Source organism: Phytoactinopolyspora alkaliphila (genome assembly GCF_010550695.1).
In the GTDB taxonomy this organism is placed as follows: domain Bacteria; phylum Actinomycetota; class Actinomycetes; order Jiangellales; family Jiangellaceae; genus Phytoactinopolyspora; species Phytoactinopolyspora alkaliphila.
In genome coordinates this window covers 75,800-96,718 of the sequence record NZ_JAAGOB010000004.1, presented here as the reverse complement: position 1 = coordinate 96,718, position 20,919 = coordinate 75,800, and the positions used below count along the sequence as shown (strand labels likewise).

Annotated in this window: 20 protein-coding genes and 1 tRNA gene; 6 read left to right on the top strand and 15 right to left on the bottom strand. The window is 68.1% G+C overall.

Going from position 1 to position 20,919, the window contains the following annotated elements; genetic code table 11:
• Nucleotides 1-101: 101 nt before the first annotated feature.
• The 3 genes from G1H11_RS08645 to G1H11_RS08635 all read left to right on the top strand — a co-directional run bounded on the left by G1H11_RS08645 (nucleotide 102) and on the right by G1H11_RS08635 (nucleotide 1,353).
• Nucleotides 102-175 (top strand) — tRNA-Gly (locus G1H11_RS08645).
• Nucleotides 176-754: 579 nt separating this feature from the next.
• Nucleotides 755-1,117, top strand: coding sequence for a GNAT family N-acetyltransferase (locus tag G1H11_RS25185; RefSeq protein ID WP_216843581.1), 363 nt, complete (start codon nucleotides 755-757; stop codon nucleotides 1,115-1,117).
• Between the two features lie 41 nt (nucleotides 1,118-1,158).
• Nucleotides 1,159-1,353 carry a hypothetical protein gene (locus G1H11_RS08635; RefSeq protein WP_163818100.1) on the top strand — a complete coding sequence of 65 codons (195 nt, stop codon included), beginning with the start codon at nucleotides 1,159-1,161 and terminating at the stop codon, nucleotides 1,351-1,353.
• Nucleotides 1,354-1,420: 67 nt separating this feature from the next.
• Here the strand turns inward: G1H11_RS08635 and G1H11_RS08630 are convergent, their stop codons facing one another.
• The gene (locus G1H11_RS08630; protein ID WP_163818098.1) at nucleotides 1,421-1,681 is read right to left on the bottom strand and encodes a GlsB/YeaQ/YmgE family stress response membrane protein; all 261 of its coding nucleotides are present in this window, start codon (nucleotides 1,679-1,681) and stop codon (nucleotides 1,421-1,423) included.
• 160 nt (nucleotides 1,682-1,841) lie between these two features.
• On the opposite strand from G1H11_RS08630, the gene G1H11_RS08625 reads away from it, so the two are divergent.
• From G1H11_RS08625 to G1H11_RS08615, 3 genes are all read left to right on the top strand, one after another.
• Complete coding sequence (locus G1H11_RS08625; RefSeq protein WP_163818096.1) at nucleotides 1,842-3,239, top strand: pyridoxal phosphate-dependent decarboxylase family protein; 1,398 nt, start codon at nucleotides 1,842-1,844, stop codon at nucleotides 3,237-3,239.
• A 156-nt stretch (nucleotides 3,240-3,395) separates the two neighbouring features.
• Complete coding sequence (locus G1H11_RS08620; RefSeq protein ID WP_163818093.1) at nucleotides 3,396-3,794, top strand: YciI family protein; 399 nt, start codon at nucleotides 3,396-3,398, stop codon at nucleotides 3,792-3,794.
• Between the two features lies 1 nt (nucleotide 3,795).
• On the top strand, nucleotides 3,796-5,070 hold the full coding sequence (locus G1H11_RS08615; RefSeq protein WP_163818091.1) for a sigma-70 family RNA polymerase sigma factor: 1,275 nt from the start codon (nucleotides 3,796-3,798) through the stop codon (nucleotides 5,068-5,070).
• Here the strand turns inward: G1H11_RS08615 and G1H11_RS08610 are convergent.
• The 14 genes from G1H11_RS08610 to G1H11_RS08545 form a co-directional block, all read right to left on the bottom strand.
• Complete coding sequence (locus G1H11_RS08610; protein ID WP_343074834.1) at nucleotides 5,027-5,839, bottom strand: amidohydrolase family protein; 813 nt, start codon at nucleotides 5,837-5,839, stop codon at nucleotides 5,027-5,029. The two genes, G1H11_RS08615 and G1H11_RS08610, sit on opposite strands and share 44 nt — an antisense overlap.
• 50 nt (nucleotides 5,840-5,889) lie before the next feature.
• Nucleotides 5,890-8,967 (bottom strand): hypothetical protein, encoded by a 3,078-nt coding sequence (locus G1H11_RS08605; RefSeq protein WP_163818087.1) that lies wholly within the window; start codon nucleotides 8,965-8,967, stop codon nucleotides 5,890-5,892.
• A 70-nt stretch (nucleotides 8,968-9,037) separates the two neighbouring features.
• Nucleotides 9,038-10,102 carry a Gfo/Idh/MocA family protein gene (locus tag G1H11_RS08600; protein WP_163818085.1) on the bottom strand — a complete coding sequence of 355 codons (1,065 nt, stop codon included), beginning with the start codon at nucleotides 10,100-10,102 and terminating at the stop codon, nucleotides 9,038-9,040.
• Nucleotides 10,099-11,211, bottom strand: a complete 1,113-nt coding sequence (locus G1H11_RS08595; protein WP_163818083.1) for an enolase C-terminal domain-like protein — start codon at nucleotides 11,209-11,211, stop codon at nucleotides 10,099-10,101. Before G1H11_RS08595 ends, G1H11_RS08600 begins: the two co-directional genes overlap by 4 nt.
• Nucleotides 11,208-12,038, bottom strand: a complete 831-nt coding sequence (locus G1H11_RS08590; protein WP_216843580.1) for a carbohydrate ABC transporter permease — start codon at nucleotides 12,036-12,038, stop codon at nucleotides 11,208-11,210. Before G1H11_RS08590 ends, G1H11_RS08595 begins: the two co-directional genes overlap by 4 nt.
• Nucleotides 12,035-12,988, bottom strand: a complete 954-nt coding sequence (locus G1H11_RS08585) for a carbohydrate ABC transporter permease (protein ID WP_216843579.1) — start codon at nucleotides 12,986-12,988, stop codon at nucleotides 12,035-12,037. Before G1H11_RS08585 ends, G1H11_RS08590 begins: the two co-directional genes overlap by 4 nt.
• Nucleotides 12,985-14,319, bottom strand: a complete 1,335-nt coding sequence (locus G1H11_RS08580; RefSeq protein ID WP_163818081.1) for an ABC transporter substrate-binding protein — start codon at nucleotides 14,317-14,319, stop codon at nucleotides 12,985-12,987. Before G1H11_RS08580 ends, G1H11_RS08585 begins: the two co-directional genes overlap by 4 nt.
• Before the next feature lie 65 nt (nucleotides 14,320-14,384).
• Nucleotides 14,385-15,530, bottom strand: a complete 1,146-nt coding sequence (locus G1H11_RS08575) for a zinc-dependent alcohol dehydrogenase (RefSeq protein ID WP_216843578.1) — start codon at nucleotides 15,528-15,530, stop codon at nucleotides 14,385-14,387.
• Complete coding sequence (locus G1H11_RS08570; RefSeq protein WP_163818079.1) at nucleotides 15,527-16,321, bottom strand: IclR family transcriptional regulator domain-containing protein; 795 nt, start codon at nucleotides 16,319-16,321, stop codon at nucleotides 15,527-15,529. The genes G1H11_RS08575 and G1H11_RS08570 overlap by 4 nt, the downstream gene beginning before the upstream one ends.
• Before the next feature lie 100 nt (nucleotides 16,322-16,421).
• Nucleotides 16,422-17,477 carry an enolase C-terminal domain-like protein gene (locus G1H11_RS08565; RefSeq protein WP_163818078.1) on the bottom strand — a complete coding sequence of 352 codons (1,056 nt, stop codon included), beginning with the start codon at nucleotides 17,475-17,477 and terminating at the stop codon, nucleotides 16,422-16,424.
• The gene (locus G1H11_RS08560; RefSeq protein ID WP_163818076.1) at nucleotides 17,474-17,893 is read right to left on the bottom strand and encodes a heme-binding protein; all 420 of its coding nucleotides are present in this window, start codon (nucleotides 17,891-17,893) and stop codon (nucleotides 17,474-17,476) included. Before G1H11_RS08560 ends, G1H11_RS08565 begins: the two co-directional genes overlap by 4 nt.
• Nucleotides 17,890-18,642 (bottom strand): SDR family NAD(P)-dependent oxidoreductase, encoded by a 753-nt coding sequence (locus G1H11_RS08555; protein ID WP_163818074.1) that lies wholly within the window; start codon nucleotides 18,640-18,642, stop codon nucleotides 17,890-17,892. Before G1H11_RS08555 ends, G1H11_RS08560 begins: the two co-directional genes overlap by 4 nt.
• A gap of 57 nt (nucleotides 18,643-18,699) precedes the next feature.
• Entirely contained in the window at nucleotides 18,700-19,977 is a 1,278-nt protein-coding gene (locus G1H11_RS08550) for an enolase C-terminal domain-like protein (protein WP_163818073.1), read from the bottom strand.
• A complete protein-coding gene (locus tag G1H11_RS08545) occupies nucleotides 19,977-20,855 on the bottom strand; it encodes an NAD-dependent epimerase/dehydratase family protein (protein ID WP_163818071.1) in 879 nt (292 codons plus the stop codon). The genes G1H11_RS08550 and G1H11_RS08545 overlap by 1 nt, the downstream gene beginning before the upstream one ends.
• Nucleotides 20,856-20,919 lie beyond the last annotated feature (64 nt).

Here is a 20,919-nt window from a genome sequence, read left to right as displayed (position 1 = left end):
CAGTCATCTGATCGCCGGGCATCCCGATCACTGGGTGACGGAGGTGTCCCGCGCGGACGAAAGCAGGTAACATTCATCCCGGCGCTGTTCAACAGCGTCACGCGGGTGTAGTTCAATGGTAGAACTTCAGCTTCCCAAGCTGACAGTGCGGGTTCGATTCCCGTCACCCGCTCCACCAAGAAACCCCAGCTCAGAAGCGGTATTGTGCCGGTCCTCCGGCGGCGACACAACGAGTGTCACTAGCGCCTCCTCGGTAACTGCCACCTGGCCCTCAGCCACCGCCGCTTCAAGAGCCCGCCGATCGTCAACGCCACGAAGCGCTGGCCTGTGCGCAAGGCATCAACTGAGCTGATAGCCGTCTTCGAGGTAAATCGCAGAGCCGCTGTGGCGCGCGCGGATCGCTAAGGCTATCCGGCGCCAGAGGTGTACTGGGAGGCGCTCACGCGCCTCAGCGTGCGTGCAGAACTCAAAGCGGTGAAGTTCTTCTGGCGGCAGTCTGATGGAGGCGATTTCGTCGTCCAGCAATACGCCGCCGTCTGCCGCGCGAGGCGGACCTCGCTCCACTCGCGGAGTTGGTCGGGCGTGGGATACACCGCCCGTCCGAGCGCCCTTTTCTCACACCCTGGACCGATGGCACCGCGGAAGACCGGATGCGCATTCTGCTGCAATCGTACTGGGAGGCGCTTTCTACATGGGGGTCGACAACTGGAGCCTTGGGTTGGGCGTCTTCGCGACATCCGGCGAACCTCTCGGCATGGTGACCCTGAGAGCCAAGGACTTCCCAGTGGTGCGTGAGGTGACGACCACGTCGTGGCTGGGAACCGCGCACCATGGACAGGGGCTTGGAACCGAGGCTCGGTTGGGCTTGCTCACCCTGGCGTTCGATCATCTAGGGGCCGAAGCCGCCCGGACGGAGGTCTTCCAGGACAATCACGCCTCCCAGGCGGTATCCCGCAAGCTGGGGTACGAGAGCGACGGCATCTCGCGCGACGCGAGAGGATCAGAGGTGCTGACCTCGGATCGGCTTCGCTTGAGCCGCGCGCGCTGGGCACACGTGACTAAGGTCGATGTCGTGGTCGACGGTGTCGACGCGTGTCGGCACATGTTCCAGGGCTGAGTACGGAGCGCGCGTCGGCGGCGATTTTGGAGGCTGATCTCATGCTGACCGTAGGCGCGCTGCGACGATACCTCGACGGGCTGCCCGACGACGTCCCTGTGGTGGTCGACGTCTATCTGGAAGATCGATATCTCCGCATCGAGAACCTGAATATGACGACGGCGCAGGACGCGACACCGGATGGCGATCCCCATGAGGGTACGGAGTTGCAGTTCTTCTGGGATGCAGGCGATTGACCCCGTGGCTGACTCCCGCGCTGCGGGTCAGCGGTGCCGGTCCCGTTCGATGACGACGGTACGCGCGTCAGCTCTTGCTGCCCTGCCGATTCGACATCCCTTCGGCGACGCCGATCAGTAATACGGCGGCGACGACGGCCACGACGAAGCCCAGGAAGTTCAGCTCGAAGATGTCGCCCGTCCCCAGGAGGTTCGCCACGGTACCGCCGATCACCGAGCCGACGAGTCCGAGCAGAAGCGTGGCGACGATACCGAGGTCCTGCTTCCCGCGCTTGATCAGCCGCGCGAGCGCGCCAATGATCAGTCCGGCGACGAGAAATCCGATCATGAAGATTCACTCCCATCTCTGTGCCGGTCCACCGCTTCGCGCAGGGACCGCCTTCTGCCTCTACCCATCTCACGGCGACTGTCACCGACCCGCTCACGGCCCGGCCGCGTAGCCACGATCACGACTCTACGCGTGCGCGTACAGGCGTAACGTCAGAGTGATGAATGAGACGTATGACCTTCTCCGGCGCGCGGCCGACCACGCCGTGCACTATCGGGCCAGCTTGGCGAACCAGGCGGTGGCCGTTCCGGTGGATCCGCTGACCCTGCGGCGACGGTTCGGCGTGGCGCTACCGGACGCCCCGACACCCCCGGACGAGGTGATCGACGAGCTCACCCTGGCCGCGTCGGACGGACTTGTCGCGACGGCCGGCCCGCGGTTCTTCGGGTTCGTCATCGGTGGATCGCTTCCCGCGGCGACCGCCGCGGACATGGTGGCGCTCGGCTGGGACCAGGTGGCCTTCAACGCCACTCTGTCCCCTGCGGCGGCGGCCGCGGAGGAGGTGGCCGGTGAATGGCTGAAGGACCTGCTCGGCATACCTGCCTCGGCTTCGGTCGGATTCGTGACGGGAGCTCAGGCCGCGAACACCGTGGGTCTGGCCGCGGCGCGGCATCACGCCTACGCCGAGCTCGGGTGGGACGTGGAGAGGGACGGACTGGTTGGTGCGCCGCCGGTCCGGATCGTGGCGGGTGTGGAGCGACATGCGACGATCGATCGGTCGCTACGGCTGCTCGGCTTCGGAACCGGGGCGATCGAGAAGGTCGCCGCCGACGACCACGGAGCGATCGATCTCGCCGACCTCGAGCGCGTGCTGAGCGCGGGACACGGCCCGTCGATCGTCTGCCTTCAGGCAGGCAACGTGAACACGGGCGCGTGCGACGACCTCCGCCGCGCGTGTGAGATCGTCCATCGACATGGCGGATGGGCCCACGTGGACGGCGCGTTCGGGCTGTGGGCGGCAGCGAGCCCCCGGACTGCTCATCTGGTAAGCGGCGTCGAGCTCGCGGACTCGTGGGGTTGCGATGGGCACAAGTGGCTCAACGTGCCGTACGACAGCGGATTCGTATTCTGCTCCCGGCCCGAAGTGCACGCGGCGGCGGTTTCGTATACGGCGTCGTACCTGGTGGGGTCGGGGGGAGCACCGGGATTGTCGGACTTCGCGCTCGAGTCGTCCCGGCGGGCCCGCGGGTTCGCGGTGTGGGCGGCACTTCGGGAGCTCGGCCGGCAGGGCGCTGCCGGCCTGGTCGAGCGGACGTGCCGGTTGGCTCGCCGTTTCGCCGGTCGGCTGGCATCCGGGGGCGTCGAGATCGTCAACGACGTGGTGCTGAACCAGGTTCTGGTCAGCGTCGGCGACGACGAGTTCACCGATCGAGTTGTCGGTGCCGTCCAGCAGGAAGGGACGTGCTGGCTGGGTGGGACGACGTGGCGGGGTCGGCGGCTCATCCGCATCTCGGTGTCGAACTGGTCGACGACCGACGACGACATCGACCGCTCCGCCGACGCCATCCTGCGCATAGTCGCACAGGAACGTGACGCTGATCGGGAAAGATCCCGGTAAACCGAGGATCTGAAGCGCCACATGGCTGCGGCTGTTCGCGGGTGAGCTGACGCGGTCCTAGCCTTGTGTGCGTGGGACGTCGAGAACTCCGGTCGTGCTCCGATGTACCTGTGGAGGCGCCACCGGGGCGCCGTCCCGAGCAGAAGGAGTACAGCCATGAAGTACATGTTGCTGATGCAGGGCAGCCAGGCGGAATCGCAAGAGTGGGTCAACTCCCTGAGCGCTGAGGAGTTCAAGGCGCACATCGATTTCATGGGCACATTCAACGAGGAGCTCACCCGGTCCGGTGAGCTGGTGGACGCGCAGGGGCTGGCCGGCCCGGAGCAGGCAATCGTGGTGCGAGCCGGCGCCGGAGGCGCGCCGGTCGTCACGGACGGACCGTTCCCGGAGACGAAGGAGTTTCTCGCCGGGTACTGGGTCGTCGACTGCGACACCCCTGAGAGAGCAGTCGAGATCGCCGCACGCGCATCGGCGGCTCCCGGCAAGGACGGCGCGCCCGTCAACATCCCAATCGAGGTGCGCCAGATCATGCAGGCACCAAACGTCGACGTGTGACGTGCACTCTTCCGCCACCACGATCGAGGACCTGCTGCGCGACCTCGCACCGCGGGTCTTGGGCGCTGTGACGCGCCGCTACGGCGACTTCGACGCGTCGGAGGACGCCGTACAGGAGGCGCTGATCGCGGCCGCGACGCAGTGGCCGGGCGAGGGGGTGCCCGACGATGCCCGGGGATGGCTGATCCGGGTGGCGTCGCGTCGGATGGTCGATCACTTCCGCAGCGAGCAGGCACGGCGACGACGCGAGGACCTGGTCGCCGCGAAGGCACTGCCTGACGCGCATCTCGCTCGTGCCGCTGACGAGGGCGAACCCGACGACGACACGCTCACCGTCCTGTTGATGTGCTGCCACCCGGTGCTGCCCCCGGCCTCGGCGATCGCCTTGACGTTGCGAGCCGTCGGCGGTCTGACCACGGCCGAGATCGCCAACGCGTTCTTCGTGCCGGAGACGACGATGGGACAGCGCATCAGCCGGGCCAAGCAGCGCATCAAGGCCTCGGGCGCCACCTTCAGCGCCCCGGCGGAGGACGAATGGCCAGCACGCCTGGCCTCGGTCGTGCATACCTTGTACCTGGTGTTCAACGAGGGCTACACCGCCAGCGCGGGCGCTGACCTGCAGCGTACCGATCTCACCGCCGAGGCCATCCGGCTCACCCGCATGCTGCTCCGGCTGCGGCCCGACGAGGCGGAGGTGGCCGGACTCCTGGCGTTGATGCTTCTCACCGACGCCCGCCGGGCGGCGCGTACGGACCAGCACGGCTCACTGATCCCCTTGGCCGAGCAACGTCGTGATCTGTGGGACCAGGCCCGGATCGCTGAGGGCATCGGGCTGCTCACTCGGACCCTCGGCTCGGCTCCGGTCGGCCCCTATCAGCTGCAGGCGGCGATCAATGCCGTACACGACGAGGCTCCGAGCGCCGACGAGACCGACTGGCCGCAGATACTCGCCCTGTACGACGTTCTCGACAGGGTGGCGCCGGGACCGGTGGTCGCGCTCAACCGCGCCGTGGCCGTCGCCATGGTGCACGGCGCGAGAGCTGGACTGACCGTGCTCGGCACTCTGGAGGCGGACGACCGGCTCGCGCAGACCCACCGCCTGGACGCGGTCCGCGGACACCTGCTCGAACTTGCGGGCGAGCTCACGGCAGCTCAGCAGGCATACCAGCGGGCCGCGACGCGAACGGCGAGCATTCCCGAGCAGCGCTATCTCACGTTGCGTGCCGCCCAGCTCAGAGACGACGCGCGAGAAGACCCTCCAGCGTCGCACCCATGACCTGTGACCGTTCGGCATCGGTCCAGAATGGGGTGTGGTCCTGGACCAGCGCCAACGACTGCCGGTACGTGAGGTGTGACTGCGCAACGGGGAAGTCCGATCCCCAGATCAGCCGGTGTGCCCCGAACGTGTCGGCCAGCGGCCGGAGCACCCGCGTGCACGCCTCGGGGAACGGATACTCGAACGACGGCCGGCTCAGGTAATGGAACCCCGGAACCTTGACGAACACGTTCGGTGCCTCTGCCAACTCGAGGAGCGTGCGGATGTCGTCCTCGAACGACGACGACCACAGCCGGACCAGCCCGGAATGGTGCAACAAGATCGGCAGGCCCGGAAGGAGCCGGGCGATGTGGCCTACCGCGCCGAACCAGGACGGTGTGACCGCGAGCGAGGCGATCAGGCCGAGATCGGCCGCCGCGGCGAAGAACTCCGTGCCATCGTCGGTGGTCAACCATCCGTCGTCCTCATCGCCCACGTAGTGGGTGAACGCGGAGATGCCATACCGCGTGGCGGTCTCCCGAAGCCGTGCGGCTGCGCCGCTCGTGTGATGCTCCGGGAGCCAGCGGCTGTCCACATCGGCCGCCATCACCAGGCGATCTGGATGCCGGCGGACGGCCGCCGCGACGTAGTCGTTGTTGTCGTCGTTGCGGCATTCCGGACCGGCTGTGGCACCGATCCGGGCACAGATCACCAGGGCGCGCTCCACCTGGTGCCGGTCCAGCTCGTCCAGCAGCGTCTCCACCGACCCGCGGGTGTCCGGATCGGGCACTCCCGGGTCGTAGGGCCAGCGTCGCCACGAGTGGCAGTGGCCGTCGATGATCACTTCTGGCCGACGACGACGTTGTCGAACCGCGAATGGGTACGCCCGGTCACTAGATGCACCGAACCGCTGGTGAACTCGTCATCGGTGGCAGTTACCACGTGCTCGCCGTCGGCGAGGATCGTCAGCTCAGGACCCTGGGCCTCGACCCGGATCCGGCTCGGCACGCTGGCGGGCACGTCACCGCGCGCAATGGTTCCGGCACCGGCCTTGTAGACGAACACCTCACCGGTCTGCCGCATGAACACCATGTAGCCCGAGTCGGTGAAGTTGTCACCGAACCGCGTGGTGCGCAGCTGGACACCTGCCCAGTTGGTCGGGTCACCGGCGGCGTCCACGATCTCGACGTCGAACTCGATGAATCCGTCGGTGAATCCAAGATCCCGTACACCGGTGCGTTTGCCGGTGAGGGATGCGTCCGTCTGGACGTAGGCGCCGGTGTCGATCGACCAGTTCCCGTCGAATACCTGCCACGCCCCTGCGGCGTCGCCGCTGAAGCTGTCCCGGAAGACCACGCCTTCGGCATCGGGGACGATGTCGACAGTTGCTTCGTCGAGCTCAGATCCGCCGTCGGTGAAGCGTGTGGTCAAGCTCAGTTCGCACGGCCCGACGAGCGTTGTCTCGGCGACGAGGAGTTCTATCGAACCTGCTCCGGGCACCTCGACCTGACCGCCATCCACGCACGGGCCGGCGATCCTGGCCCAGTCAATGCCGTCGCCGGACACTGTGCCGGTGACGACGCTGCCCGCGAGTACTTCCGTAGCGTCAAGCTGAATGGCGGCGCGATCGTCGCCGATGGCCGAAGCGGCAGCGGCGGCTCGGACCGCCGCCGCCTCGCGGGCGCTGAGAACATCCGCCGACCGAAGCTCCCGGGTCACCGCGTCGACATGGCGGACGAAAGTGCCGTGGCCCGGCCAGGGATCGCCGGCCGCGATCAGGTCGAGCACCGTGCAGCCGTCGCCTCGATCGCGGTTCTCGACCTTGCTGTCGATACCGCCGATCACCACCGTGGGTGAAAGATCCGAGTTCAGGCAGGCGTCGTCGACGACGCCGACCCGGTAGGTCAGCTCATCAACCCCGGTGATGTCGAGAAGGTGAAGCGTGCCGACCACGTCCGGGTCCGTGCCGAGCGCGGGCGTCTGCGGGAAGACCACCGATGTGGGTCGGACGGTTGCCTGCCGCGGCCTGTCCCAGCGAACTTCGATGGCTTGCGCGCCTCGCCCGATCAACAGCCCGGTCGCCTCGTCCGCCGTCGTGGTGGTGACCTGGGGAACGCCATCCTCGTCCAGCCACGCCATGGTGTCACCGTGTCGCAGGGCCAAGGGGAGCCGCTCGATGAAACGACCGGCTGAGCGCACCGCGACGGTGAGTCCGTCGTCGTCCACGGTGGTGGTGACCACGGGGCCCTCGCCGCCGTCATGGCGGCGGGAGGTGGCGGACACGGATCCGGTCGCGGTGTCCTCGGGGGCGGCCACGTGGTCGCCGTCCTGGCTGAACGAGACGTCGTGATCGAGATACGCGTCCACGAGGCCGCTGCCAGGGACGATGGTGGACCACACCAGCTCGTCGTCGATGCCGGTCACGCTCGGCCCGCCGGCGCGGACAGCGTTGTGCGACTGAATCACCATGCCGGTGTCCTGGTGCCACAGATACTGCCGGCCGTGCCGGGGATAGTCCCAGTCGGTGCGTTGAGAAGGCCGTCCGGGCGGAAAGTTCGGCTGCGGTCCCCACGCCATGCCAACCAACAGGCCGCCACGCTGGGCGTGGAGGAACGTCAGATCGACCTTCCCGGACGTGGCGTGGTGGGTGAACCCGTCCTCGGACATCGGCCGCAAAGCCGCGGTCGCGGCAGCTTTCTCCGCAGCGGTCGGATAGTGCTCGTCGGCGAAGACATCGCGGATCAGCACCGGGTCCACCCGGGTCCGGCGCTGCTCAACCACCGGAGCCACGGACGTTGCCCAGCCTCCGGCGCGCCACTGGTCTCGAGCCTGCGCGACGTTCTCGGCGGAGTCTCCGAACGCCCGCGCGGCGGCCAGGCGGGCGCTCCACGAATGCCCCGCGCCTATCGCCATGACCTCCTCGTAGTTCCAGCGGGAGTGCCGGGCATCGAGCGCGGTGTTGATGAAGAATCCGGATCCGTCCGGCTCGGGCAGGGCCTGATACTGCAGCCAGTCGAGGTAGCGCTCCTGCATCACATCGATCACCGGCTGCGTCTCCGGATCCGCCCAGTGCCCGAGGTCCTTGCTCATGACCTGGACCGAATACCGGTGCCCAACAGCCTCTTCGTAATAGTGACCGGCCGGGCTCTGCATCCGCTCGGCCAGGTAGTCGACTCGGGTACGGAACAGCGCCGTGAGCTCCGGGTCGTCGAGCCGGTGGATCAGCCCGCTGATCGCCGTCAGCCCCGCGGCCACCTGGTTCGAGAAGATCTCGCCGTACTCGCTCCAGACCTGGGTCTCATCGGTCAGGAACCACTCCGCCGCCCGTCGGATCGACTGTTCCACATCGGCCCGGACGTCGGGGTCGATACCGGGGCCCTGGTCGAGCACGTCCAGGAGTGTTCGGCCGAGGAAATCGAGGGAGAAGGCGGTCCCGGGCCTGGACCGGGTGTCATGGGGCAGTTCGGGGAAGGCTCCCTCGGGGCTCTGCAGTGACATCCAGTACGTCAGTGCTGCTTCCAGCCGGAGCCGGAGCGCGTCGTCGCCGTAGTACGGGTTCCACGGCCGGTCCATCGAATAGAAGTACGCCATGGTCAGCGCGTTCTCCTGGACCCTGGCATTCGTTGGGGCGTCGACGCCTACTCGCCAGCACGCGCAGTCGATGAAGCCGTACAGCTCGGGATCATCGTCCACGACGCCGTTCGCGACGTGCGCGACCAGGGCCAGGTACGGCGCGATCGTCTGCTCCGGCCCGGTGAAGTCGGTCAGGCGCACCGAGTGCGGATCGAACTGCGCGACAGCCGGGAGCTGAGCTGGAGTCTGATCTGCGGCCGCGGTCGCGGCGGTCAGGCCGGTCACGGCCATGGCGCCGGCAGTGAGAACGATTGCCGCTCGTCGAGCGCTTGACAGGGTGGTCATCGTCGATTCAACCCTTCGTGGTGGACGGACGATCGGGGAAACGTCCGCACGGACGGGACATCCATAGAGGTCAGAGTGGTGGGAGCTGGGCGACGCGGACCGGTGTGCCACGCCGGGCGGATTCGAGGATCGCTTCGACAGCGGCGACGGCCGCGGCCGCCGGGCGCGCGGGCCCACGGTTGGGGCCGTCTCCGTGCACCAGATCGATGAAGGCGCGCGCCGGCTCGCCTGCTCGGTACGGCGCCTGATGCTGGTCGTGCCGGACAGCGCGGGTGGCGCCGTCGGTCCGATGGACATGTGCTTCGGTGCGGAACAGGTCGTGGGACACGGTGCCCTCGGTGCCGGCATAGCGGATGTGCTGGCGGACCGGCACGCCCGCGGGTGTGGCTCCGGTGGCGACGGCCACCCCGGTCGCGCCGCCGGACAGGGTGAACGCCGCGACGTCGGAGACGTCGACCTCGAACCCGCGGTGATCGGTGAAGGCGGCCACGTCGGAGAGCTCGCGGCCAGTGGTCCAGCAGAGCATGCCCAACGCGTGCGTGAGCTGTGTGTGAGCCTGTCCGCCCCCGTTGGCCGCGGAGTAGGCCTCCGGGTGCGGCTGTCCCGGCGGGACGTCAACGGTGGTAGACGCGGCGCCGGCTTCGGCGGCCGCGAACAGCCTGCCGGCTCGTGACGAGTACTCGACCGTTACCTGAACGAGCTCGCCGATATCGGCGTGGACCGCGGCCCGCACGGCATCGGCCACGTCCTCGTACTGATGGGTGTAGCCGACGGAGAGGTGTCTTCTCCGGGACTCCGCGAGACGCATCAGGTCGAACGCGTCGCCTGAGGTCAGCGCTAGCGGCTTCTCGACCAGGACATGCAGCCCCTGGGTGAGTGCCTGCCTGGTCAGGGCGTGGTGCGTCGCGTGCGGAGTGGCGATGACCGCCGCTTCGGCCCTGCCTGCGGCGACGACGTCGTCCAGGGAGGAGAAGGCCGGCACACCGTAGCTCGCGGCTACTCGGGCGGCACGGGCACTGTCGCTGTCGGCGACCCCGACGAGCTCCGCCCCGGGGTGAGCGACGAGGGCCGGCAGATGGTGGCTGCTCGACCACCATCCCGCGCCGACGACGGCGACCCGCACCGATGGGCTCATTGCCGGAATCCCAGGTCCGCCGGGTCCAGCCCGACCCCCGGTGAGGTGTCCGGCCGCGGAGCAGCTGCCGGTGCGCCGACACCTACCAGAACCTCGGCGAGCACCTCGGGTCCACAGGCCGCGAGCAGGTGGAGCGCCCACGGATGTGCGCCGGACAGGTGGGGAGCGAACACGACCCCCGCCTGGGAAGCCACAGCCGCGAGGGTGCGGGCCGTGGCAAGGCCGCCGCACCAGGTGACGTCGGCCTGGAGAACGTCGAGGGCTCGGCTCTCAAGCAGCCGCAGGCCGTCGGCCAGGCCGAAGGCGTGTTCTCCTCCGGCGACCCGCACCGGTGCGATCCGCTGGCGAAGCTCGGCATGGCCGCTGAGATCAAGGCGCGGCAGCGGCTCCTCGATCCAGGCCAGGCCGAGATCGGCCCGCTCCGCCTGCACCGCGAACCGGGTCGCATAGCCGACGTTCCACGACATGAAGCAGTCGACGCCGATCTCGACGTGATCAGGAAGCTTCGACCGCAGCGTCTCGATCCTGTCCAGGTTCTGCCGGAGACCCGTGCGGCCGTACGCCGGGCCGTAGGCCATCGGGACTTTGACCAATGCTGCGCCGACCAGCAGCTCGTCGTCGAGATCACTCACCATGTCCGGATCGGCGCAGGTCAGGTAGTACGGCAATGCGGCGTCACGGCCGCCTAGCAGGCGGAAGAGCGGCATCTCCGCGGCGCGGGCCGACAGGTCCCACAAGGCGAGCTCGCAGGCGGCGACGCCCATCGCGCTGACACCCCCGTCGGCGTACGGCATCGCGGCGCGGGCGAGCTCCTCGGTCCGCCAGGTGATCTCCAGCGCGTCCTGGCCCACGAGCAGGTGGCGGAGGTGTTCGGTGATCAGGGCCTCGGTGACCCGGCCGCCTCGCGTCTGCCCGATGCCGAAGACGGCCGGGTCGTCGGTGCTGATCATGACCCAGACCAGGTCCGCGCCCGGCCCCCGCCAGCTGGAGCGCCGATCGGCGTGGCGCGGGAACCAGCCCATCGGCGTGGAGATCCGCTGCTGGTCCAGCCAGGCGGAGGTGGAGAACGGGGCGACGAGCGTCTCCACGGACGTGATGAGGGCTGTCACCCCTTCACCCCGCTCGCGAACCCCTGGATGATGTATTTCTGCAGCAGGAAGTAGATGATCAGGATCGGGAGGATCGCCACCACCAGGCCGGCGAAGATCAGCCCCCACGACGTGGCGTACTCGCCCTGGAAGGCGAAGATCGCGACCGGCAGCGTCTGGAACTGCGAGCCGCCGAGGTACAGCAGCGGCGTCAGGAAGTCGTTCCAGACATGGATGGCGTTGATGATGATGACCGTGCCGGTGATGGGGCGCAGCAGCGGGAACACGATCTTCCAGAACGCCTGCATGCTTGACGCGCCGTCCATCCGGGCGGCCTCCTCGTAGCTGGCCGACTGTGCCCGGATGAATCCGCTGTACAGGAAGATAGTCACCGGCAGCAACGTTCCGGTGTGAAAGACGATGAGCGACGTGTAGGTCTGGAGCAACCCCAGGTCCCGCATGAACTCGTACAGCGGAACCATGCCCAGCTGCAGCGGGATCATGATGCCGAGTAGGAACAGCATGAGCAGGATGCCGTTGATCCGCCGGGTGCCGCGGACCAGCCCGTACGCCGCCATCGACCCGAGGATCACCAGCAACAGCAGGCTGAGCGTGGTGATGACGGTGCTGTTGATCAGCGCCTGACCGAGCGAGGCGGCTTCCCAGGCCCGGTTGTAGTTGTCCGTGTAGAGGGTCGACGGCAGCCCGATGGGTGTCTCGCTGATCTCGCTGGGATTCTTCAGCGAGATGTTCACCAGGATGTACACCGGGAAGACGAACGCCACGGCGGCGGTGATCATGACCAGTTCGGTCAGTCCGGTGCGTGCGGAGTAGGCGGAGCGTCTCACTGTTCCACCTCGAATCGGCGCGTGATCGTCACCTGGACGAACACAAGGGCGGCGACGAGCATGGTGAGCACGAGCGCCACGGCGGCACCGTATCCGTAGTGCCCCAGCACGAAGGCCTCCTTGTACATGACCAGAGACAATGTCTCGGTGGCGTAGCCAGGCCCGCCACCGGTCATGACGAAGACCTGGTCGAAGAGCTTGAGATTGCTGATCATGATGAGGGCGACGGCGATGGTGGTAGCGGGCGCCAGCATCGGCCGGGTGACGTTCCAGAACGAGGCCATCGTGCCGGCGCCGTCGATCGACGCGGCCTCGTACAGCTCGTCGGGAATGCCCTGTAGTCCCGCCAGATAGATGACCATGGTGAGGCCGACGTTCTGCCAGACGATCACGGCGAGGACCGACCACAGGGCGACCGAGGAGTTGCCCAGCCAGTTCTGCGACAGCGCGCCCAGGCCGAACGTGTCCAGCACCCTGTCGATCACGCCGCCCGGCGTGTAGAGGTACTGCCACAGCACCGCGATGACGACCGGCGGCAGCAAGGCGGGGGCGAAGAACAGCGTGCGCAGGAGATTACGGCTCTTGATCGCCGAGTTGAGCGCCAGGGCGAGCAGGAGTCCGAGAACCGTCTGTACCACCGTGCCGACCACGGTCAGCAGCATCGTGTTGCGAAGCGCGCCGGCGGTCTTGGGGTCGGACAGGAGCTCGCGGAAGTTACGCAGCCCGACGAACGACGCCGATGACCCGCCGCGCCAGTCGGTGAAGGCATAGACGGCACCCGAGATGCTGGGGTAGATCACCACGAGTCCGTAGATGACCAGTGCGGGAACGACGAACCACAGCGACACGGCCGTGACTCGGCGTCGCCGGCCGCCGGCGCTGTTGCCGCGGCGCAGGCCGAAGCCCGCGCCGCGGGCCGCCGCGGTCCCGCTGGAGACGGTGGCGGTCACTCCGAGCCTTTCGCGTAGGCGTCGTCCATCGCTCCCAACAGCTCATCGAGGGAGACCGAGCCTTCGACGTACTGCTGACCGGTCTGCATGAAGGTCTGCTGGACCTCGCCGTTCGGCCACGGGTGGTTGGCGTACGGAGCGGCGCGCTGCGCGTCGAGATACGGGGCCACCGCCCGGCCGATGATGGTCTCGATCACCTCGTTGCCGACCAAACCCGGGAAGGACTGCGTTCGCTCGTTGTACGACGTCACGTGCTCCGGGCGGGCCAGGAACTCCAGCAGCTGCAGGGCTGCCTCCGGGTTCGCCGCGTCGGCGTTGACCGAGAGACTGTCCGGCGACGACGGGACCCACGTGTCGTCGGGGTTGTCCGTGGCCGGCATGACGAAGGCGCCCAGCTCCTCCTCCGCGTTGTCGACGAACTCCTCGATGATCGGGAAGTTCGAGGAGATGATCGGGATCATGCCCGCATCTCCCCGGGCCACGGCCTGCATGGCCTGGTCATTCGGGATGCCGAGCGGCGAGGCGTCGGTGTACTCGTCGATGAGGAGCTTGAACTTCTCCAGCGCCTCGCGCCAGCCCGGCGTGTCCGAGAACGTCGCCGTGCCGGCCGCCAGCTGCTCGTCGATGTCCGGCGTCACGCGGTTGACCAAGGAGCAGACCAGGGCGTACGGCATGAACTGGATATAGGCGATGTTGCCCAGCCCGAACGTGATGGGCGTGATGTCGGCGGCTTTCAGCTCGTCGCCCACGGCCAGGAATTCGCTCCAGGTGGTGGGGGGTTCTGCGCCCAGGTCGCTGAAGACGGCCTTGTTGTACACGATGACGATGGCCGCGCGGCTGATCGGAAAACCGTACAGCGCGTCACCATCCTTGAGCAGAGGCCCGAAAGCGTCGGGGACGTCGCCCGCCCACGGCTGGTCGGACAGATCGCGCAGTGAGCCTTCCCGGCCCAGGACCAGCTGCGCCGAGGGAACGCTTCCACCTGGCGCGCTGCGGAACATGTCCTTGGCGGTGCCCGAGGTGATCTGGATGCGTAGCTGCTCGTTGAGACTGTCGACGGGCGCGCTGCCACGTTCGAGCGTAATACCGGTTTCGGACTCGAAGGCGTCGAATATCTCCTCCAGGCCGGTAGTCTGCTCCGGACTGATCATCATCGTCAGGCGGCCGCTGGCCGTGGCGTCGTCCCCTGGTTCGGAACTCTGCCCGGTGAAGGCCGAGCATCCGCTCAGGAAGCCGGGTGCGGCCACACCGGCGGCGGTGAGGCCGCCGAGCCGGAGGAACTGCGCGCGGGACATCGTCGCGCCGTTGTGGGTGCCAGGTGCTCTGTTCATGGGACGGGTCTCCTCGAGGGCATCGATGACTCGGGATGTGGATGGTGGCCGAACGGGCCGGTGGCCTATCGGTGTGGTGCGCCGGTCTCACGCTCGGGAACGTCGGAGCTGCCGCGGGGTGGATCGGGGGTACCGGCGAAGGTGATGATGATCTTGGAAGCGTCGTCCTGTCCCGACGCGAGGTTCCGGAACTGCTCCGGTGCCTGGAGCAGGTCTACGCTGCGGGAGATGAGCGGGCTGAGAACGCCGGCGTGGCGACCTGCCCATTCCGCTGTGCCGGCGAACTCGTCGTGCGTGTAGCAGAAGGCTCCGATCAGCGCGCGTTCCTCGGTGGACAGCCCGAACGCGGCGATGTCGATCCTCGGGGCGCCCATGCCGACGAGGACACATCGGCCGCCACGCGCGGTCGCGTCGATACCGCTGGCGAGTGTCCGGGAGCTACCGACGGCGTCGATCACGACCGGCGCGCCGACGCCGCCGGTGTGGTCGCGAGTGGCCGTGACGACATCGTCCTCGGTGGGGTCATAGGGCTGCGCACCCAGCTCCCGCGCGATGTCGCGCCTGCTGGCCATGGGTTCACTGACCAGGACCGAAGCCGCGCCCAGACGCTGTGCGGCGATGACGGCGGCCTGCCCGATGGGGCCGGCGCCGATGACGAGCACCACGTCACCCTCGGTGACGCCTCCGCGGCTGGCCGCGTGCATGCCGACGGCCAGCGGCTCCACCAGGGCGCCGTGCATCAGCGGTGCGACGGGGTTCCAGGGCACCAGGTTCACCGCGGGCACCACCATGAGGTCCGCGAATGCGGCGCTGAACGACGGATCGACGCCGATCACCCGGCGGTGGGCGCACAGGTGCAGCGTGCCGGCAGAGCATTGCGCACAGGTGCCGCATGCCATGAGCGGGTTGACCGTCACGGGGGTGCCTGGCGGCGGCGCGCCCGGCGGCGGCTCCGCGTGGTAGCGCACCACGTGACCGACGGTTTCGTGACCCATGACCTGACCGGGGACCCGCCGGCCGTTCTCGCCGGTGTAGCCGTGCAGGTCGGATCCGCAGATTCCGGTGGCCGTGACGGCGACGAGCGCCTGTCCCGGTCCGGGCTCGGGCGCCGGCCGGTGGTCGACCGCCATGAGGCCGATGTCCTCCATGACCAGAACCCGCATGTGGGCGAGATCGGAGCGCGCGGTGGTGCCCGTCATCGGTGCTGTCATGTGCGGTCCGTGTCGTCGCCGAGGCGCTCGGACAGGAGCCCGGCGGCTTCGTGCAGGGCGTGGAGCGCCTTGTCGCAGCGGGCGTCGTCGAGTCGGCCCGCCGATCCGCTGACCGACATCGCCGCGACGACCTGGCCGCTGCGCGAGAGGATCGGCACCGCGACACAGCGGATTCCCAGGATGTATTCGCCGTTGTCCTGCGCCCATCCGCGTTCCCGGATGGCGACGGATTCGGCCTGCAAGTCGGCCAAAGAGGTGATCGTGTTCTCGGTGAACGGCTCGAACTCGAAGCCCGCGTAGAGTTCGGCCAGCTGACGGTCGTCGAGGCCGCTGAGCAGAGCCTTGCCCAGGCCGGTGGCGTGTGCGGGAAGCCGGGCACCGACCCGCTGGTCGAAGACGAGATGCTTGCCGCCCTCGCTCTTGGCGATGCAGACGTTGTCCCGACCGGAGCGGATGCCGAGCCGGATCGTCTCGCCCAGCTGATCCCGGACGGCGTCCATGAACGGGCGGGCGCGCTGGCTCATCGACTGCGCACGCTGATACGCCTGGCCCACCTCCCAGGCGCGCAACCCCAGGGTGACCTCGAGGGTGTGCGGGTCACGTTCCACCCAGCCGAAGTCGATCAGGGCCGCGAGGACGTGATGAGCCGTGGACTTGGGCAGCTCCAGCCGTTCCGCCACTTCGGTCAGCTTGAGACTGCCACCGGCATCAGCCAGCAGTTCCAGCACGCGGAGGGCGCGCGTCACCGCGGGTGCTCCGTTCCGCCGCGGTTCGCCTGTCAGATCGTTCACTCTTCCACCTGTTCAATATGTTGAACATAAATTCCGTGTGTTGAACTTGAAGTTACTACCGAATGGCGATTCCGTCCAGGGGTGGGTGACGTGCGTCGTTTCAGTCAGCGGCCAGGCCGATTCCCACGCTGATTGGCGGGGTGACAACGCCGGCCGTCTCTGGACTCGTGGCCGGCATGAGCTCGACCGGTCCGCAGGCGAGGCCCGTCGCCACGTGGATGTTGGCGAGGTCCATCTCCGGGCTCGCGCCGTGGTGCATCACCACGCCGCGCCCCATCTCGGTCGCGGTGCGAACCGTCGCGGATGCGCCGGTGATCCCACCCTTCCAGTAACTGTCCACGCACACGAGATCGAACGCGCCCGTTCCAAGGGCCAGCCGGACAAGCTCGGGCCCGCCCGGAACGGTCTCCACGCCGGCCAGCGGGACCGAGGTGCGGTCCCTCAGCCATTCGTGCGCGGCGATATCGAGCTGACGGAAAGGTTCCTCGAACCACTGCGCTGCGAGTTCCTGGAGGAGTCCTGCCATGCCGGCGGCCTCGTCCCGGCAGAGACCTCCGGCCGCGTCATAGGCGAGGAAGCCGCCGCCGGCCAGCTCGTCGCTGGCACACCTCAGCACTGCGGTGTCATGGGCGAGATCTCCGGCGGTATGGACCTTCACGCCAACGAAGCCGGCGTCGGCAAGGCGACGGACCGCCGGGCGCACCTCAGGTGGCTCGGCCACGATCGGCAGGCTTGCGTAGGCCTGGACCGAGCCATCGTGGCCGGGATCCAGCAGCGCGGCGACCGGTAGGCCCAGCGACTGCGCTCGCAGGTCCCACAGTGCAACGTCGAGCACGCTCAGAGCGAAGACCGAGATGTACTGACGCATCACCGCCGTATGCAGCGTGTCCCAGATGGCGGCGTGCTCGGTGAGCGGCCTCCCGGTCACCGTCGACGCCGCCCACCTGATCTGCTCACCCAGCACGGCGTCGGTGAGGCCGACGTGCGCGCGGCCGGTGATTCGCGAACGCAGCCCGCCAGCGGTGTGTATCTCCACAGATGAGGCGTACTCGAACGGTCCCCAACGCCGTGCGTTGAGCGGAGAGGCGGGCTTGCGGATGCTGCCCACCTCGATCCGGTCGATCACGTCGTCGGCGCAGCGCCAGCGCTCGTTCACGCCGCTACCAGTGCCGTCACCGCGGCCTCGGCGCAGGCGATGTCGCCCACGTCGTCGGCGCCGCTCACACCGACCGCGCCGACGACCACACCGTCCACCTCGACCGGCACACCTCCGGGAAGCACCGAGAAGCGTCCGCCGAACTGGGCGAAGACTCCGAAACCAGGTTGCCCTGGCCCGGCAACGTGCGCGATCGCGCTGGTGGGCCGATGGTGGATAGCTGCTGTGAAGGCCTTCGCACCGGCGAGCTCGACCCCGGACGGCTTGGCTCCGTCCATGCGACGCACGGTGATCGGGATGCCACCCCGGTCCGTGACACAGACGGTGATGGAGATCCCGCGTTCGCGCGCTTCCGCAGCCGCTGCCTCGGCCGCGCGTTCGGCGTCGGCAAGCTCAAGGTCGGCGATGGTTCTCATCGGCGACAGCCGTCGATCGTCAGGGTGGCGCCGGTCAGGTACCCGGGAGCCTCGGTCAGCAGATACGACGCGTAATTGGCGACCTCGTCGGGCTCGCCGTAGCGCAGCACCGCGGAGCTCGCGATCAGCCGGTCGCGCAGCTCCTGCGGATCCGGCATCGAACCCTCGCTGCGGCGCATCAGGTCACCCTCGATCGGTCCCGGGCACAGCACGTTCACCCGCACGCCGTGCCGACCGTACTCCAGGGCGGCGGCACGGGTGATCTGGATGGCGGCCGCCTTGCTGGCGGAGTAGGCCCCGCGACGCTCGTTGGCCTTGAGTCCTGCCTCGGAGGAAACGTTGAGCAGCCACGCGTCGTCGTGCTCGGCCAGGTGCGGAAGCGCGTGCTTCATGACGTGGAACAGGCCGAAGAAGTTGACGTCGAACGTCTTGCGCACGTCGTCGAGGGGGTGCTCGGCGATGGGAAAGGAGGCTCCGGGTATGCCGGCGTTGTTGAACACCGAAGTGATCGGGCCGAACTCGCGCGCCTCCCGGACGAGCGAGGCCACAGCGTCCTCGTCGGTAACGTCCACGGCCCGGGCCAGGACGTCGGCGCCGGTGTCCTTGAGACCGGCTTCGACGTCGGACAGGCTGCTGGCCGACAGGTCGGTAAGAATCAGCCGGAGGCCCCGTTCGGCGAGTCTGCGCGCCACCGCACGGCCGATGTCTCCCGCGGCGCCGGTGATCAATGCGACGGTGTCCATGGTCATCTCAGATCCTTCGATCGATAGTGGGACGGTCGGTCACGCCGGGCTTTCGTGCCGGGGTCATGGTGCTTCCAGCCCGCCGTCGGGGCGTCGGACCCGGGATGCCCAGCGGTCGTGCCGGTGACGAGTCGGCGGATACTTCGCGGCTTCGCCGAGGTTGACATCGATGCCCCAACCCGGCGCGTCGTTCGGAAAGATCAGCCCATCGCGGATGCGTAGCGTTCCGGGGAAGATCTCGTGCACGACGTCAGGAAAGGCGTGCCCTTCCTGGATGCCGAACGCGGAGGTGGTCACGGACAGCGCGGTGTTGGCGGCGACACCCACGGGTGATACGTCGGCGGGACCGTGCCACGCAGTCTGGACACCGAGCAGCTCGCACAGCGCCATCAACCGGCGAGCCGGGCTCAGTCCACCGATCGTCGAGACGTGCAGGCGGAGAAGGTCCACGCCTCCGCCGACGACGAGCCGCGCGGCGTCAGTCACCGACGAGAGCTGCTCCCCTACGGCGATGGGTAGCGGTGAGGACGCGCGTAGCTCCGGGAGACGGTCGTAGTGCTCCGGGGCGATCGGGTCTTCCAGCATGAACAGCCGGTATTGTTCCAGCCTCCGCGCCAGCATCACGGCCTGTTTGACGGTCAGCCGCGAATGCACGTCGTGCATCAGGTTGACCTCGTCGCCGAGCTCGGAACGAGCCCGGTCGAACAGTGCGGGTACGGCCGTCAGGTACTCGTGGACATCCCAGCCGTCGGGATACGGTGAGTTCGGATGCGCCCCGCGCGCACCGGGTGCCCCGTAGTGCCCGATGCCGCGGCCACCCGTTTGCAACCGGACGTGGGTCGCTCCGCCGCTGATCAGCTCCCGGGCCTTGTCGATGGTCTGCTCGACGGTCGCGGCCGTGGCGTGCTGGTAGGTCGTGGCCGCCGCTCGCTGCCGGCCGCCCAGCAGGTCGTGTACGGGCATGCCGGCTCGTTTACCGGCGATGTCCCAGAGCGCTTGATCGATTCCGGACAAAGCACTGTTCAGGACCGGGCCGTTACGCCAGTACGAGGACAAGTGGATCATCCGGGTGAGATCGTCGATGTCACCGGGATGCCGGCCGGTGATCATCGGGGCGATGTACTCCTCGAGGACGGACACCACGGCGGTGTAGCGCTGGGTGAAGGTGGCACACCCGAGGCCGTAGAGTCCGTCGTCGGACGTGTCCACCCGGACGACGACGAACGGGTGTCCCTCGGGCGCGGTGACCACCGCGGATATGCCGGTGATCCGCAGACCGTCACGATGCGGCCACGGTTGCTCGGAGATCGGAGCGTCGGGCGGTACGTCGGCTGTGGCCATCAGGTCTCCTGTGGTCTGTCGGTGAGCGGTGGAACGCTGGCTGTGAACGATGGCGCGAAGCCCAGCAGATCGTGAGCTCGTTGGGTGTCGATCGGGCTGCTCCGTGCCGGCAGGTCCTTCCGAAGCCGCACGCCGGGGAGATGCTGGCGGACCAATTCGGCGGTCGGATACGGGGCGAGCGTGTCTTGTGCCGCGAGCGCCAGCGGGTGTACTCCGGTGAGCTCGGCCCTGGCAGCGAGCAGGACAGCTCGGGCGGCGTCGTCGACGTGAAGGTATGACCAGAGCTCACGTGCGCCCGATGCTGGGTCGCGGGTGAACCGCTGGACTCTTGCGTGCAGGGCTTCGCTGTCGGTGGTCAAGGGGAAGCGAAGGGCCACCACATTGAGTCCGTACTGCCGGTGCATCATCCGCGCTGTGTTCTCGTCTGCCTGTTTGGACAGGGCGTACGGGTCGGCGATCCGGAACGGCATCTCCTCGTCCACCGGGAGATATGCCGGCGCAGGTGGCTCGTCGGACCAGGCGAACCCATAGATAGACATGCTGCTCGCGATCACCGCGCGCCGCACGCCGTGGATCGCCGCGGTCTCGAGCACGGAGTACGTGGCGCGGGCGTTCCCGGCGAAGACGTCGACCCCCAGGGCGCCGAGTGGCGAGGGGCGAGCCGCGAGGTGGACCACCACGTCGCCGGGGCCGAACCCGCGCAGTGCCTCGGTGACCACCCGGGGGTCGGCAGCGTCGCCGACGATCGTCCGATCCGCGGAGAGGTCAGGCGCGTCGTCGAGGATCAGCGCCGTGGTGGGCACACCGTCATCGGCTAGCGCGCGGAGCACGGCACGGCCGATGCGCCCGGCCGCGCCGGTGAGGAGACACCGTTTCATCCCAGTCCGTTCAAAATATGGAACAACTGTCCTGGTTATTGAACGGACGAGAGCCTACCTCATC

Bases quoted from the DNA above. Each gene is read 5' to 3' on its own strand.
- G1H11_RS08625 (WP_163818096.1), top strand. From the start codon at position 1,842: ATGAATGAGACGTATGACCTTCTCCGGCGCGCGGCCGACCACGCCGTG.
- G1H11_RS08575 (WP_216843578.1), bottom strand. From the start codon at position 15,530: ATGACAGCACCGATGACGGGCACCACCGCGCGCTCCGATCTCGCCCAC.
- G1H11_RS08550 (WP_163818073.1), bottom strand. From the start codon at position 19,977: ATGGCCACAGCCGACGTACCGCCCGACGCTCCGATCTCCGAGCAACCG.
- G1H11_RS08555 (WP_163818074.1), bottom strand. From the start codon at position 18,642: ATGACCATGGACACCGTCGCATTGATCACCGGCGCCGCGGGAGACATC.
- G1H11_RS08545 (WP_163818071.1), bottom strand. From the start codon at position 20,855: ATGAAACGGTGTCTCCTCACCGGCGCGGCCGGGCGCATCGGCCGTGCC.
- G1H11_RS08600 (WP_163818085.1), bottom strand. From the start codon at position 10,102: ATGAGCCCATCGGTGCGGGTCGCCGTCGTCGGCGCGGGATGGTGGTCG.
- G1H11_RS08560 (WP_163818076.1), bottom strand. From the start codon at position 17,893: ATGAGAACCATCGCCGACCTTGAGCTTGCCGACGCCGAACGCGCGGCC.
- G1H11_RS08635 (WP_163818100.1), top strand. From the start codon at position 1,159: ATGCTGACCGTAGGCGCGCTGCGACGATACCTCGACGGGCTGCCCGAC.
- G1H11_RS25185 (WP_216843581.1), top strand. From the start codon at position 755: ATGGTGACCCTGAGAGCCAAGGACTTCCCAGTGGTGCGTGAGGTGACG.
- G1H11_RS08580 (WP_163818081.1), bottom strand. From the start codon at position 14,319: ATGAACAGAGCACCTGGCACCCACAACGGCGCGACGATGTCCCGCGCG.
- G1H11_RS08630 (WP_163818098.1), bottom strand. From the start codon at position 1,681: ATGATCGGATTTCTCGTCGCCGGACTGATCATTGGCGCGCTCGCGCGG.
- G1H11_RS08605 (WP_163818087.1), bottom strand. From the start codon at position 8,967: ATGACCACCCTGTCAAGCGCTCGACGAGCGGCAATCGTTCTCACTGCC.
- G1H11_RS08620 (WP_163818093.1), top strand. From the start codon at position 3,396: ATGAAGTACATGTTGCTGATGCAGGGCAGCCAGGCGGAATCGCAAGAG.